At 45.7% G+C, this 14,580-nt stretch carries 12 protein-coding genes; all 12 read right to left on the bottom strand.

Annotation, left to right across the window (positions count from 1 at the left end):
• Window positions 1-23: 23 nt before the first annotated feature.
• The 12 genes from ftsZ to ftsL all read right to left on the bottom strand — a co-directional run bounded on the left by ftsZ (window position 24) and on the right by ftsL (window position 14,576).
• Window positions 24-1,232 carry a cell division protein FtsZ gene (gene ftsZ, locus EXA13_RS15140; protein ID WP_238133897.1) on the bottom strand — a complete coding sequence of 403 codons (1,209 nt, stop codon included), beginning with the start codon at window positions 1,230-1,232 and terminating at the stop codon, window positions 24-26.
• A gap of 29 nt (window positions 1,233-1,261) precedes the next feature.
• Window positions 1,262-2,524 (bottom strand): cell division protein FtsA, encoded by a 1,263-nt coding sequence (gene ftsA, locus EXA13_RS15135; protein WP_238133896.1) that lies wholly within the window; start codon window positions 2,522-2,524, stop codon window positions 1,262-1,264.
• 14 nt (window positions 2,525-2,538) lie between these two features.
• The gene (locus tag EXA13_RS15130; RefSeq protein ID WP_430794495.1) at window positions 2,539-3,285 is read right to left on the bottom strand and encodes a cell division protein FtsQ/DivIB; all 747 of its coding nucleotides are present in this window, start codon (window positions 3,283-3,285) and stop codon (window positions 2,539-2,541) included.
• Window positions 3,286-3,474: 189 nt separating this feature from the next.
• On the bottom strand, window positions 3,475-4,938 hold the full coding sequence (murC, locus tag EXA13_RS15125; protein WP_238133894.1) for a UDP-N-acetylmuramate--L-alanine ligase: 1,464 nt from the start codon (window positions 4,936-4,938) through the stop codon (window positions 3,475-3,477).
• A gap of 10 nt (window positions 4,939-4,948) precedes the next feature.
• The gene (gene murG / locus EXA13_RS15120) at window positions 4,949-6,019 is read right to left on the bottom strand and encodes an undecaprenyldiphospho-muramoylpentapeptide beta-N-acetylglucosaminyltransferase (protein ID WP_238133908.1); all 1,071 of its coding nucleotides are present in this window, start codon (window positions 6,017-6,019) and stop codon (window positions 4,949-4,951) included.
• Window positions 6,006-7,196, bottom strand: a complete 1,191-nt coding sequence (ftsW, locus tag EXA13_RS15115; protein ID WP_238133893.1) for a cell division protein FtsW — start codon at window positions 7,194-7,196, stop codon at window positions 6,006-6,008. Before ftsW ends, murG begins: the two co-directional genes overlap by 14 nt.
• Window positions 7,197-7,201: 5 nt before the next feature.
• Complete coding sequence (gene murD / locus EXA13_RS15110; RefSeq protein WP_238133907.1) at window positions 7,202-8,536, bottom strand: UDP-N-acetylmuramoyl-L-alanine--D-glutamate ligase; 1,335 nt, start codon at window positions 8,534-8,536, stop codon at window positions 7,202-7,204.
• Between the two features lie 23 nt (window positions 8,537-8,559).
• A complete protein-coding gene (mraY, locus tag EXA13_RS15105; protein ID WP_238133892.1) occupies window positions 8,560-9,642 on the bottom strand; it encodes a phospho-N-acetylmuramoyl-pentapeptide-transferase in 1,083 nt (360 codons plus the stop codon).
• On the bottom strand, window positions 9,639-11,000 hold the full coding sequence (gene murF, locus EXA13_RS15100; RefSeq protein ID WP_238133891.1) for a UDP-N-acetylmuramoyl-tripeptide--D-alanyl-D-alanine ligase: 1,362 nt from the start codon (window positions 10,998-11,000) through the stop codon (window positions 9,639-9,641). The genes mraY and murF overlap by 4 nt, the downstream gene beginning before the upstream one ends.
• Window positions 11,001-11,002: 2 nt before the next feature.
• Window positions 11,003-12,481, bottom strand: a complete 1,479-nt coding sequence (murE, locus tag EXA13_RS15095; RefSeq protein ID WP_238133890.1) for a UDP-N-acetylmuramoyl-L-alanyl-D-glutamate--2,6-diaminopimelate ligase — start codon at window positions 12,479-12,481, stop codon at window positions 11,003-11,005.
• Window positions 12,482-12,522: 41 nt separating this feature from the next.
• The gene (locus EXA13_RS15090) at window positions 12,523-14,262 is read right to left on the bottom strand and encodes a penicillin-binding transpeptidase domain-containing protein (RefSeq protein ID WP_238133889.1); all 1,740 of its coding nucleotides are present in this window, start codon (window positions 14,260-14,262) and stop codon (window positions 12,523-12,525) included.
• Window positions 14,259-14,576, bottom strand: coding sequence for a cell division protein FtsL (gene ftsL, locus EXA13_RS15085; protein ID WP_238133888.1), 318 nt, complete (start codon window positions 14,574-14,576; stop codon window positions 14,259-14,261). Before ftsL ends, EXA13_RS15090 begins: the two co-directional genes overlap by 4 nt.
• Window positions 14,577-14,580: the final 4 nt, after the last annotated feature.

Below are 14,580 nucleotides of genomic sequence, written 5' to 3'. Positions count from 1 at the left end.
CAGTGTCAAATTGTGGCGCTATATTAATCAGCCTGACGACGTAAAAAAGCCGGAATATCTAAGTACCCACTTTCCTTCTCTGGCTTAGGTGCTGCACTTTGGCTAGCAGAAGAAGAACTGCTTGCTGCCGAAGATGGCTGAGCTTTCACTTCTTTTTCCTGCAAAGGTTGTGCCACTCTCTCTTCCACTTTAGCCGCCGGAGCCACAGCCTGAGGTTGAGCAACCGCTGCTGTTTTGCTTTTTCCGCCTGCCACCAAAGTAATATCGGGTTTTTTCTCATTTCCGATACCGGTAGCGACCACAGTAACACGAATCTCATCCGCCATATCTGGGTCCAGAGAAGTACCAATAACTACCGTAGCATTATCTGAAGCAAACGCTTTTACGGTGTTACCAACCGTTTCAAATTCGTCCAGACGCATATCTAAACCAGCGGTAATATTTACCAGTACACCACGAGCTCCCGCCAAATCGATATCTTCCAACAGAGGGCTAGAAATGGCCATTTCTGCCGCCTCTTCCGCTCGGTCTTCACCTTTGGCGACACCACTCCCCATCATGGCATGACCCATTTCAGACATCACGGTTCTTACATCCGCAAAGTCGACGTTAATCATACCTGGGCGAGTAATGAGTTCAGCAATACCCTGCACTGCATTCTTTAGTACGTCGTTCGCGCTAGCAAAGGCTTCAAGTAAAGTGATTCCACGACCTAATACCTTGAGCAGTTTCTCATTTGGAATCGTAATCAAGGAGTCGACATGCTTTGACAACTCTTCAATACCTTGTTCAGCAAATGCGAGACGCTTTTTACCTTCAAAGCTAAATGGTTTTGTAACTACAGCAACCGTTAAGATACCTAATTCTTTGGCGACTTCAGCAATCACTGGAGCAGCACCGGTTCCTGTACCTCCACCCATACCAGCGGCGACAAATACCATATCGGCACCTGACAGAACTTCTTTAATTCTATCTCGATCTTCGAGAGCTGCGTCACGTCCAACTTGTGGATTGGCACCTGCACCTAAGCCTTTTGTAATATCGCCACCAATCTGAATAACGCTACTCACGGTTGCTTTACGAAGTGCTTGTGCATCTGTATTGATACTGATGAATTCCACGCCTTCGATGGACTCACGCACCATGTGTTCTACGGCGTTACCGCCGCCACCACCAACCCCAACGACTTTAATTACCGCATCGTCAGACATTTCCATCATCGGTTCAAACATGTGTTATCTCCGTTTTTCCTGCTGTCAGGTTAAAACTCTTTTTGTATCCAGTTACGCAAACGACTCAATAAGCTCGACATTGATTGGCGCTTAGGCTCTTGATATTCAGTATCGTCGTTAATTTGACTGTCTCTTGCGTAATGAAGTAAACCCACTGCCGTAGAATGATACGGCTCTTTTACATAATCAGTAAGCCCACTCACTTCAAGCGGCTTACCAACCCTAACTTGATTGCGAAACACCCGTTCCGCACAATCGACAACGCCTTCAATCTGCGCAGCGCCACCCGTTAAAACGATACCGGCAGCAAGATGATGTTTAATTCCGTCTTTGCGCAGTTTTTCTTGAACCGTGTCAATTGTCTGGTTAACCAGCCCCATTAATTCAGTGTAGCGGGGCTCAATCACTTCCGACAAGGTTTGTCGTTGTAAACTCCGTGATGGCCGCCCCCCAACACTGGGAACATTAACCGTATCATCCTTGCTGACCAACTCACTTAGCGCACAACCGTATTTCACTTTGATTTCTTCTGCATCGCTAACTGGCGTACCAAACGCGAATGCTATATCACTAGTTACGGCATTGCCCGCATAAGAGAGGACCTCTGTGTGTCGAAGTGCGCCGCCGGTCCAAATGGCAATATCCATTGTTCCTGCACCGATATCGATGACACAGACACCGAGTTCCCGCTCATCTTCAGTGATGACTGCATGACTGGCGGCTAACCCTGAATACACTAACTGCTCAACTTTCAATCCGCAACGTTCAACAGCTTTAATAATGTTTCGAGCCATATCGTTATGACAAGTAATAAGGTGAACGCTCACTTCCATGCGTACACCAGATAATCCTAGTGGATTTTTTATGCCTTCTTGATAATCAATCGTAAATTCTTGGGGAATGACGTGCAAAATGCGCTGCTCATCTCCAATTTTGATCGATTTCGCCGTATGAATGGCACGATCCATATCTTCTTGAGAAACTTCCTCATCAGAGATAGTTCCCATGCCTTTCTCAATTCTGCTAGCAATATGCCTGCCAGAAATGGATAAATAGACATGGCTAATTTGACATTCCGCCATCAACTCAGCTTGGTCAATGGCGCGTTGAACCGATTTGACGACCGACTCGAGATCATTGACGCCACCTTTATCCATGCCGCGAGAAGGACTACTGCCTGCACCGATAATATTGATTTGACCATCAGGAAGAATTTCCCCCACTAACGCAGATACGGTAGCGGTTCCAATATCTAACCCGACAACAAGACTGTCACTGGCCATTTTCGTCATTTGTACTCTCTTTGTCACTCTTGCTCTAAAAACCAACCTACCGCTGCACCAGTGTCATATCTAAGATCGATATAACTCACTCGTTCAGTATCACGACCCAGCTGCTTATAGAGCAGAAAAAAGCGCGCAATGCGCTCATCTAAGGATTCTTTTCCTATCTCTAATCGGATACCGTTATCCAATATAATCTGCCAAGCTCGACGCTCATTAAGTACTAATGAGGATATGTTTAGCCCAACTTTTTGAAAATCAGGGTTATATTTTCGCCATGCGGCGAGCACTTCTGTCGCACTGTCATCAGGCCCATAGAGCTTGACGTATTCTTGTTTGACCATGCCTATATCACCATTGAAGATAACCCCTTTATCATCCAATAGTGTATTTCCATTCCAAATCGCCGCCACTTGATGCTCGGTTAAGAATACCTTGATGGTATCTGGCCACTGTTTTCTGATTGATGCATGAGCCACCCAAGGGATCTCTTGTGCTCGGCTTTGTAAGGCATCAATATCTTGCGACATAAATGTGCCAATATGCTCGAGTTGAGCAAACGCTCGCTGCACATCAAAGGTCGATACATATTGTAAGTCCCCTTGTAAAACGAGCTTAGAAAGTGGAAGACGATGTTCATCCCACATCCAACTGATCGTTGAGTACAGCAAAGCGCCAAGCAACAGCAGCACCATCAAGAAAAAACAGCCACCTGCGGTGTGTTGTCTTACTCTAGATGAAGCGGAAAAGCGGCGACTTTCGGTTAACATGTAGTTAATCAAAGTCCGATGATCCTGATGTTGATTGGCAATGTGATTCCCTATTTATTTTACAATAGAGGTAAAAGCATTGGCTTTAACCTCTGAATTATACTGAGGTGATGGAAAGTATCAAATACTCAAATACAGAAATTGACGATAAATAGTCACTAAATTGCTGCATTGCTTCAGTTATGCAACTTATTTATGCTCTTGCATCTGTTCAATATCCAATTTTAGCTCAGCTAATTGGCGGGCAATTTTACCAATATCCCCGGCCCCTTGCGTCAATACTAAGTCACCATCTTGCAGAATATTGGCTAGTACCGACGGTAAAGCTTTCGTTTCTGGAACGAAGATCGGATCAATTTTGCCTCGGCTACGAATGGCTCGACACAGAGAGCGTCCATCTGCGCCTGCGATGGCTTTCTCGCCCGCAGAATAAACCTCCAACATGACTAGAACATCGACTTGTTCTAGTACGTTAGCAAAATCATCATACAGATCCCGAGTTCGAGTATAACGATGAGGTTGAAAAATCATAACTAGCCGTTTTTCAGCCCAACCGCTGCGGGCAGCTTTGATGGTGACATCCACTTCGGTTGGATGATGCCCATAATCATCCACCAACATAACGTTTCCTTTACCACTCTCAAATTCACCAAGATGATCAAATCGACGCCCCGTTCCTTGAGTATTGATCATCGCTCGTAAAATGACGTTATCATCAATTTCATCTTCAGTCGCAACAGCAATAGCCGCAGCAGCATTGAGTGCATTATGACGTCCCGGAATATTGAGAGTAATATCTAAGTTTTCTTTTCCTTTACGGACGATGGTGAACTTACCCTGCTGTCCCTGTTGATGATAGTTTTCAATTCGAACATCCGCTTGAGCTGAAAAACCATAGGTAATTACCTGGCGGCTGATGCGTGGAATAATTTCACTCACCACAGGATCATCTAGGCACAATACCGCTTGACCATAAAATGGAAGGTTGTGCAGAAAATCAATAAAGGTCTGTTTAAGTGTTTCGAAATCTCCGCCATAAGTATCCATATGATCAGCTTCAATATTGGTGACGATGGTTACCATCGGCTGCAAATAGAGAAAAGAGGCATCACTTTCATCAGCTTCAGCGATTAAGATCCGGCTCGACCCCAAGCGGGCATTGGTCCCTGCACTTTTTACCAAACCACCATTAACAAAGGTAGGATCTAATCCTGCTTCAGAATATATTTGAGTGACTAATGCGGTTGTCGTTGTTTTACCATGCGTCCCAGCAACTGCAATTCCGTGTCGAAAACGCATCAATTCAGCCAACATTTCAGCTCGACGAACAATCGGGATTCGCTTTTCACGTGCTGCTATAATTTCAGGATTATGCTCATTGATAGCCGTTGATACCACCACCACACTCGCATGATGAACGTTCTCCGCTTGATGACCAATATAGATAATGGCCCCTTTACTGGTCAGACGCTCTGTCACGGCATTAGCGGCCAAATCTGATCCTGTAATGGTATAACCTTCATTGAGTAACACTTCTGCGATACCACTCATACCAGCACCACCAATTCCAATAAAGTGGATGCTTTTTACTCGGCGCATTTCCGGAATCAGAGCACGAATTTGTGCCAGATCTTGGGTATGTTTAACTGTCATTCATTGTTTCTCATTGTTTGTTAGTGGTGATGGTCATAATAGCCTCAGCCACAACTTTATCGGCATTCAACTTAGCGGCCGCTCTTGCCTTCTGTGCCATCATCAATAGCTGCTGATGATCTAGCGCTTTAATCGTATTCGCCATGCTTTCGGCCGTCAGTTCTGGCTGCTCAATCATTAATGCAGCGTGACAAGCAACAAGATGATCCGCATTGAGAGCTTGTTGGCGATCTTTATGCATGAAAGGAACAAAGATAGCCGCAACACCTGCCGCCGATATTTCAGAGACCGTTAAAGCGCCAGAGCGACAAACGATGAGATCTGCCCAAGCATAAGCTTGAGCCACATCATCGATAAATTCAAAAACATCGACTTGATCTACCCCATTTAGAGCATAAGCCTCTTCGACTTCTTTCTGATTATGCTTGCCGGCCTGATGGCGAATTTGATACCCCTCACCTAAACGAGCCATCGCTCTAGGCATGGTTTGGTTTAAAATCCGCGCCCCTTGGCTGCCTCCCATGACTAAAATACGAATAGGCCCTTGTCTTGTGGCTAAACGTTGTACAGGTTCCAGCAATTGAGTAACATCTGTACGTACAGGGTTACCCACAACAGGAACTCCCACAAAAGCCCCCTCAAAGGCTTGGAAAACCTGCGTCGCTATTTTAGCTAACCAACGATTAGTCAGCCCAGCCACGGCATTTTGTTCATGCAGAATAACCGGAATACCTTGTAACCAAGCGGCAATGCCACCAGGCCCACTCACATAACCACCCATCCCCAGCACAGCATCAGGTTGCCATGCTTTTAAATGGCGGCGAGCCTGAAAAATCGCATTAATAATTTGCCAAGGCGCGGTTAGTAAGCGTAATACCCCTTGTCCACGTAACCCTTTCACACGAATAAAATCAATCTCAATGCCATGCTTAGGCACTAGCTCTGCTTCCATACGATCGGCGGTTCCTAGCCAACGAATTTCCCAGCCTTGTTGCTGTAGCTGCTTGGCAACGGCAAGCCCGGGAAAAACATGCCCCCCCGTTCCCCCAGCCATCACCATTAATCGTTTATTCTTCTTCATCATTCTTTTTTTCTTTTCTTGTATGGAGGAGCCGACACTCATGATCGATACGCAGTAAAATGGAAACAGCAACAGACATGATAATCAGGCTAGACCCACCGTAACTGATCAGCGGTAAGGTTAATCCTTTGGTCGGTACCATGCCGGCTGCCGCACCAACATTGACTAATGTTTGAAACGCAAACCAAATACCAATACCAAACGCTAAATACCCACCAAATTGCAGATCGTGTTCAAAGGCTTTTTTACCAATCAATAACGCTTTCAGTACCAAGCTAAAAATTAAAGCAAGCACCAGAACAACGCCCACAAAACCTAACTCTTCAGCCATCACAGCAAAAACAAAATCGGTATGAGCTTCAGGCAAGTACTCTAACTTTTGTATAGAATTCCCTAAGCCTTGTCCAAACCACTCACCTCGACCAAAGGCCATCAATGACTGAGTTAACTGATAACCACTACCAAAAGGGTCATCCCAAGGGTCAAGAAAAGAAGTCACACGACGAATACGGTAAGGCTCTGCTGCAATCAAAGCGAGAACGGCTAAAATTCCCGCCACCATCAAAGCAAGAAATTGCGATAATTTGGCTCCAGCGATAAACAACATACCAAATAAGGTGACTAACATCACAATAACGGTACCTAAATCGGGTTGTCCTAACAGTAATACTGCCAGTGCACCAAACACCATAATGGGTTTCATGAAACCACCAAAAAAGGTTTCCCGCACCTCATCTTGCTTACGTACTAGATAGCCAGCCATAAAAATAAACAAAGAAAGCTTCGCCACTTCTGCTGGTTGTAAGTTAAATAACCCTAGAGGTATCCAACGAGAAGCATCATTTACCGATTTACCCGCGACCAAGACAATAATGAGTAAGAAAAATGATACTGCAAGCAGCACAGAGCTATAACGCATCCACCGTTCAACTGGGACCTGTAACACAACAGAAGAAGTCAATAGCGCCAACAGCAAAAAAATGCCATGACGAAACATAAAGTGAAATGGCTGATCAGTCAGACGAGAACTGATTGGAAAGGAGGCGGAGGTCACCATAACTAAGCCAATCAACATCAACCCCAAAGCTAACCAGACCAGTTGGCGATCAAACAACGCTTGAGGAGACGGTGTTTTTAACCAACGGATCACAGCATGATATGAGGTTGAGAAAGCCAAAATAATTACCTTTTCACAGATGCGTACTGCTTAGCCAATGCAGCAAAAGCATCGCCTCGGGCCATAAAATGTTTAAATTGATCAAAGCTTGCACAAGCAGGAGAAAGCAGCACCATATCTCCAGATTTCAGCTCTGGATGGATGTGTTGAATCGCTTCGTCCATGGTTGTAAAGAATTGTGCGGAAGGATGCAGAGACATAAATTGATCACCATCTCGTCCAAAACAGCACAATCTTACCGGTAACTGAGCTAATGCTGGTTTAAGAGCACTAAAATCGGCCCCTTTCCCAACACCACCAACCAATAGGAACAAACGTCCAGAAATATCCAAACCTGATAAGGCCGCCAGTGTACTGGCCACATTGGTTGCTTTAGAATCATTAACCCAGCGAATACCATCATTATCTACAACCAGTTGGCAACGATGTGTCAACCCAGTGTAAGACTTCAAGGCTGGTAATGCGCTCAGATAATCCACATGAGCGGCATCCAATAACGCCAGCACGGTTAATACATTGGCAACGTTATGACGGCCAACTAAGCTCAACTCCGCCACTGGCAAAACGGGCTCGCCTTTTGCCAATAACCACTCTTGCCCTTGATAAGAAGCCACCCGGTAGTCAGCCAAAGAGTTATTTAGCCCAAAAGTTATCTGAGTTGAGGAACAATGTTCAGGAAATGTTTGTTTATCATCCGCATTCACAATCGCCGTTTTAGCATGCTGGAAAATACGCAATTTGGCTTGTCGGTACGCTTCCATTCCCACATATCGATCCATATGATCTTCTGATAAATTCAAGAAAGCCCCAGCAACCAACGCTAAATTTGCTGTTGTTTCTAATTGAAAACTCGACAGTTCCAATACATAAAGATCCGCGTCTTGTGCCAACAAATCTAGGGCGGGAACGCCAATATTACCGCCAACTGCCGTTACAATACCGGCGGCTTTCGCCAACACTCCCGTTAAATCGGTCACGGTACTTTTGCCATTAGAGCCCGTAATCGCAATCACAGGCTTATCCACATGCCAAGCAAACAGTTCAATATCCCCGACAACCGGAATACCTTGCTTAAGAGCCTGCTGTATCTCTGGGGTTGCCAATGCAATACCTGGATTAGTGACAATTAAATCCGCTTCAAGTAACCACTGTGAATGCCAGCTTCCACAGTGAAGAGGGATAGCGTTGGTAAGCTGATCTTGCCCAGGTGGCGCCTCTCGAGTGTCCATCACTTTTACTGAAACAGAGGGGTGGTGGCGACGTAGATAATTAACGACAGAGAGCCCGGTAATACCGAGCCCAACGACCACAACATGCTGAATGCCTTGCCAACGATCCATTTTCATTTGCTACCCAAATTTGCTTAGCGGACTTTCAACGTCGCTAAACCGATCAAAACCAATACAATAGAAATAATCCAAAAACGTACGATCACTCGTGGCTCCGGCCATCCTTTCAATTCATAATGGTGATGAATCGGGGCCATACGGAAAATACGTTGTCCACGCAGTTTATAAGAACCAACCTGTAAAATGACAGATACCGTTTCCATCACAAACACTCCGCCCATGATCACCAGCACAAACTCCTGTCGAACCAAAACTGCGATAGTCCCCAGAGCTCCGCCTAATGCTAACGAGCCAACATCTCCCATAAACACTTGAGCGGGATACGTATTAAACCACAAGAAACCAAGCCCTGCGCCGACCATTGCCGTACAAACGACAACGAGCTCAGAGGTATAAGGGATATAAGGAATATGTAAATAATTGGCAAACTGAACATTACCCGTCGCCCAAGCAATCGCACCAAAAGCGGCGGCCACCAAAACAGTTGGCATAATGGCTAGCCCATCTAGCCCATCGGTCAGGTTTACAGCATTACTGGTCCCGACGATGACAAAATAGGTCAACACAATATAGAGCACGCCAAGTTGAGGCATGACATCTTTAAAGAAAGGCACCACCAGTTGGGTCGCTGCAGTATCTTGCCCATGAGCATACAAAGCAAACGCAACCACTAATGCAATCGCGGATTGCCAAAAATATTTCCAACGGGCAATAAGCCCATCAGTATTTTTACGCACCACTTTGCGGTAATCATCCACAAAACCAACCACACCGTAACCCGTTAATACCGCCAATACGGCCCAAACATAAGGGTTAGCCAAATCCGTCCACAATAATACAGTAGTGATGATCGAGGCTAAAATCATCACGCCCCCCATAGTGGGCGTTCCCCGCTTACTAAAATGAGACTCGGGGCCATCATTACGGACCACTTGACCAATTTGTAATAGCTGTAATCGTTTGATCAGACGAGGTCCCATCCACAACGATAAGCCTAATGCAGTCAAAATGCTGACAATGGCACGAAATGATAAATATTCGAATAATCGAAAAAACGAAAAATATGGCTGGAGTAACTCGGCAAGCCAAATAATCATGAGTATTTCTCCTTGAGAGCGGCAACAATATGACTCATTCCTGAACTGTTCGCCCCTTTGACGAGCAGAACATGAGAGCGTTCTGATTGTTGTTCGAGTTGCTGCTCAATAAACATAAACATATCTTGATGAGTATCGAAATGCTGGCCATGACAGCATTGGCTAATCACTCGCGCATCTTGTCCGTACGTCAAAACATAATCAAATTGGAACGGGGCAGCATGTTCACCGACTTGCTGATGAAGTGCAAGACTTTCCTCACCTAACTCAGCCATATTGCCCAAAATTAACCAACGAACCCCAGAAAAAGAACCCAATAAATCAATGGCCGCTTTCATCGCCGGCACACTGGCATTGTAACTATCATCAATGAGCCGAATATTCGAAGACAGAGGGGTTACATCAACTCTGCCTTTAATGGCTAATAGATGTTCAAGCCCATATTTAACTTCATCAAGGCTCGCCCCCATTTCCATGGCTAAAGCACTCGCGGCCAATGCATTGGCAACGTTATGTTGCCCAATAATGGTTAAAGAGACCGGGGTATCCCCCTGTGGAGTCACTAAAGTGAAACACGCTTTACCCTCATCATTTAATACAATATCCCGAGCAAAAAAGTCAGCTGACGGTTGGCTAACAGAAAATGTTTTTACACATTTATTGGCCAAAACCTCATCCCAAGACGATTCCCCATGGCTATCTAAGTTCACTACGGCGGTTTTACCTTCCGCTAACCCTTGATAAATTTCACCTTTGGCTTTTTTTACTCCATCAAGTGAACCAAAGCCTTCCAAATGTGCGGCGGCCACATTATTCACTAAAGCCACATCGGGTTTGACCAACCCTACTGTATAGGCGATTTCACCTTGATGATTAGCTCCCAACTCGATCACAGCAAAATCATCTTGCGGAGTGGAGCGTAACAAGGTTAATGGCACTCCCACCTCATTATTAAAGTTACCAGCGGTAAACAGAACCTGTCCTTTTACTGATAAAATACTGGCCGTCATCTCTTTTACTGTCGTCTTACCACAGCTTCCAGTAATCGCAACCGTTGATGTTTGACACTGTTGATGCACCCATGCAGCCAGTTGTCCGAGTGCTTGTTTCGTATTATTGACCACTAGCTGGGGAACATCGACCGGCAACGGACGTTCAACAAGCAGTGCACAAGCGCCCGCCTCTACTGCCTGTTGAGCAAACTGGTGGGCATCAAACCGCTCACCGACTAATGCCACGAAGAGTGCTTGCTGACCAATTTGGCGAGTATCGGTGGAGACGGAAGCAATGGAACGACTTTCTCCAATTAACTGAGCCTTTAACACGGAACAAAGTGTCTCAAGATTAGTTGCTATCATGATCAACGCTCCAATAAAATGCGTGCCGATTCTCGATCGGAATAGTGAACCGTCTGGTGAGCGAGAATTTGGTATTCTTCATGCCCTTTTCCCGCCAGTAAAATAATGTCATCGTCGAAGGCTTGTTGCAGAGCATATTCTAATGCTTTAAAGCGATCGTGTTCGACATAAGCCTGTTGGCGCGTTAACCCAGTCAACATATCTTGAATAATGTCATCCGGAGATTCACTGCGCGGGTTGTCATCGGTTAAGATCACTTCATCCGCAAACTGTTCAGCAATCGCAGCCATCATAGGGCGCTTACCTTTATCTCGATCGCCTCCACAACCAAAAATCGCCCACAATTTTCCGCGGCAATGAACACGTAATGCCTGTAAAGCTTTTTCTAACGCATCGGGAGTATGTGCGTAATCCACCACAACTTGAGCTTTGCCTGGGGCATGAAACAGTTCCATTCGTCCAATGACTGGTCGTAGTTGAGTTGCCGTCTCAAGTAAGGTGTGTTTATCGATGCCCAAGCTCAGTAAGGTAGCTAATGCAAGCAACACATTTCCCGCATTGAATTCACCGATTAACGGCACCTTCAGATGCCCTTCTCCCCAACTACCAGAAAAATCGATCGAAATACCATTTTCAGCATAATGAACGGAAGTAGCCCACAATGCTTTCTCTGTCGTCGGTTGGGTATAGAGTGAAACACCAATCGCATGAGGGAGCATCTCTCCCCACTTGGCTCCCACCGGATCATCAATATTAATAATGGCTTGTTGGCAACGGTGTTCAGTAAACAGAGAAAGCTTGGCCTCTGCATAAGCCGCCATCGTACCGTGATAATCAAGGTGATCACGGCTTAAATTGGAAAAGATCCCAGCCACAAAAGGCACCGCTTTAACTCGTCCCTGAACTAGGCCATGTGATGAGACTTCCATTGCCGTATAGCGAGCTCCATCTTCTGCTAACTGGCGCAGCATAGCCTGAACTTCAACGGCATTTCCCGTGGTGTTATGCGTGGCTTGCAATGACGATAAAAAACCATTACCGGTTGTCCCCATCACGGCCGCTTGTTTCCCTGTCGCCTCAAGCCATTGAGCAATTAACTGGCTAATGGTGGTTTTACCATTGGTCCCCGTAACCGCGATCACCTGATTATGATGCCCACCATACACCCGCCCCGCCAGTTCAGATAAAACCTCAGGCAATGCATGAATAAAAAGAACCGGGACCAAACCTCTAAATTCGAGGTGGCCATGAGGAAAGGATTCACTCGCTTGAGCTAATACCGAATTCGCCCCTTGCTCAATGGCTTTATCGATGAATTTCCGCCCATCAATGGTATGCCCTTGAATGGCAATAAATGTATCACCAGGCTGAACATGGCGGCTATCCAGCTGTAACTGCTGGACAAAACAAGATTCTAAACGTGAATCATTGATAAAGAGCCAAGGAGCAAGTAACTGAGCTAAAGAGTGGCAAGTATTCATGGTTATTCCACATTACTGATCATCGTTAAATGGCTTACTGGTTATTGGAAGCGGTTTTCATCAGGAGCAATATTTAAGATCTGTAACGCCCCTTTCATGATTTCAGAAAATACGGGGCCAGCGACCGCACCACCGTAATAAGAATCCCCTTGGGGTTCATTCACCATCACCACTAATGAAATACGAGGGTCACTCACCGGCGCGACCCCTGCGGTATAAGCAAAATATTCATCACTATACCCTCCGGCGATAGCCTTGCGTGATGTACCAGATTTAGCGGCGATACGATAGCCTGGCACCGCCGCTTTAACGGCAGTCCCCCCCGGTTGCGTCACCGTTTCTAGCATGTCTAATACTTGTTTGGCGTAGTGCTCTTCAACAATACGGTGCGATAAATTTTGCTGATTGCTATCAATAATATGAATGGGTTGGTAAACCCCTAAATTGCCTAAGGTAGCATAAGCATGCGCTAACTGAATGGGGGTAATGGAAATCCCATAGCCAAAGGCCAATGTGGCGATTTCAAACTGTGACCAGCGACGACGATTGGGAAAAATACCACTACTTTCACCGACTAAATTAAGGCCAGACATTTCGCCTAACCCCACCGAACCATACATACCAAGTAGGGCTTCCAGTGGCATGTCTAATGCCAGTTTCGCAACACCAATATTACTGGATTTTTTCAAAATCATTTGTAAATTGGCTTTTCCAACTTTCGAGGTATCACGCACTCGGCTACCTCCCAGTTGCATCACGCCATCACCGGTATCAATGATGGTTTTCTCATTAGCAATGCCATTAACCAAAGCAGCCAAAACCACAAAAGGCTTCACGGTAGAGCCTGGCTCAAACGCATCGGTAATGACTCGATTTCGCATCTTAAAACTTTGCCAATCACTACGGTTATTGGGGTTGTATGACGGTGCATTAACCATCGCTAACACCGCTCCGGTTTTAACATCCAACATAACCGCCGACGCAGACGTAGCTCGATAATCCGCCATCGCTTGTTTTACCGCTCGAAAAGCGATCGCTTGTAAGCGTTGATCAATAGTGAGCTGTAATGGTTTACCTTCTTCTCGCTCTTCTAACGCGATATTTTCAACCACACGTCCATAGCGGTCTTTACGAATAATGCTCTTTCCTGCCTCGCCAGTGAGCCATTTATCATAGCTACGCTCAACCCCTTCTAAACCATGGCCATCAATACCGGTCACCCCTATAAGGTGAGCACTGACTTCTCCTGCAGGATAATAACGGCGAGATTCTGACTTAAGGCCAACGCCGGACAATTTGAGTTCCCGGATGTATTTGGCCATCGCAGGGCTGACTTGACGCTGTAAATAAATAAATCGACGGGTTTGATTACTTTCGATTTTTTTTAGCATCTCTTGTCGATCAAGACCAAGCACATCGGCTAATGCATGCCACCGATCTTTCTCAATCAAACCACCTTGCTTAAATATGGTAACAGGGTCAGCCCACACGGCTTCGACAGGAACACTGACCGCTAGTGCTTCACCGTTACGATCGGAAATAATGCCACGAGCAGAATGTAAGGTCTGGGCTCGAATTGAACGCAAATCACCTTCACGAATCAAATTATCTGGCTCAATAATTTGAATAAATGCCAGCCGGCTCACCAATACGCCAAATACCAGTAGCACAAAAAAAATAATTAAGAAGAATCGCCAGCGAATGAAAACCGGAGAAGAGGGTTCGCTCTTCCGCGCCGTCTGGGCAGGTTGTGCTTTTTTCTTTAAGGGTTTTCTGGTCATTTTAATTCAATCATAACCTCTTTATCCGCATCCGGTCGCTTCATCTCCAGCTCTCTTCTGGCTAAATCCTGCACCCGGCTATGCTCAGATAAAGCAGTCTCTTCCAAAATTAAATTTCGCCATTCGTTATCCAGATGATCGCGCTGCTGCAACGCCACATTTTTCTCAGTGATCGCTTGCCGCGTATGGTGAGTCGTAAAAACCACCCCCATAGCACTGGCAAAAATAATAAAAAGAAGCAGGAGGGGGACTCGGCCTACCGTTAATAGGTCGAGTACAATCAATTTGGTGAGGTTGGGCTTAGATGAAGACATAACG

This window comes from Vibrio cincinnatiensis (genome assembly GCF_022113815.1).
Lineage (GTDB): Bacteria > Pseudomonadota > Gammaproteobacteria > Enterobacterales > Vibrionaceae > Vibrio > Vibrio cincinnatiensis_A.
Note: the sequence above shows the minus strand (reverse complement) of the source record. Positions and strands in the feature narration are given on the sequence as shown.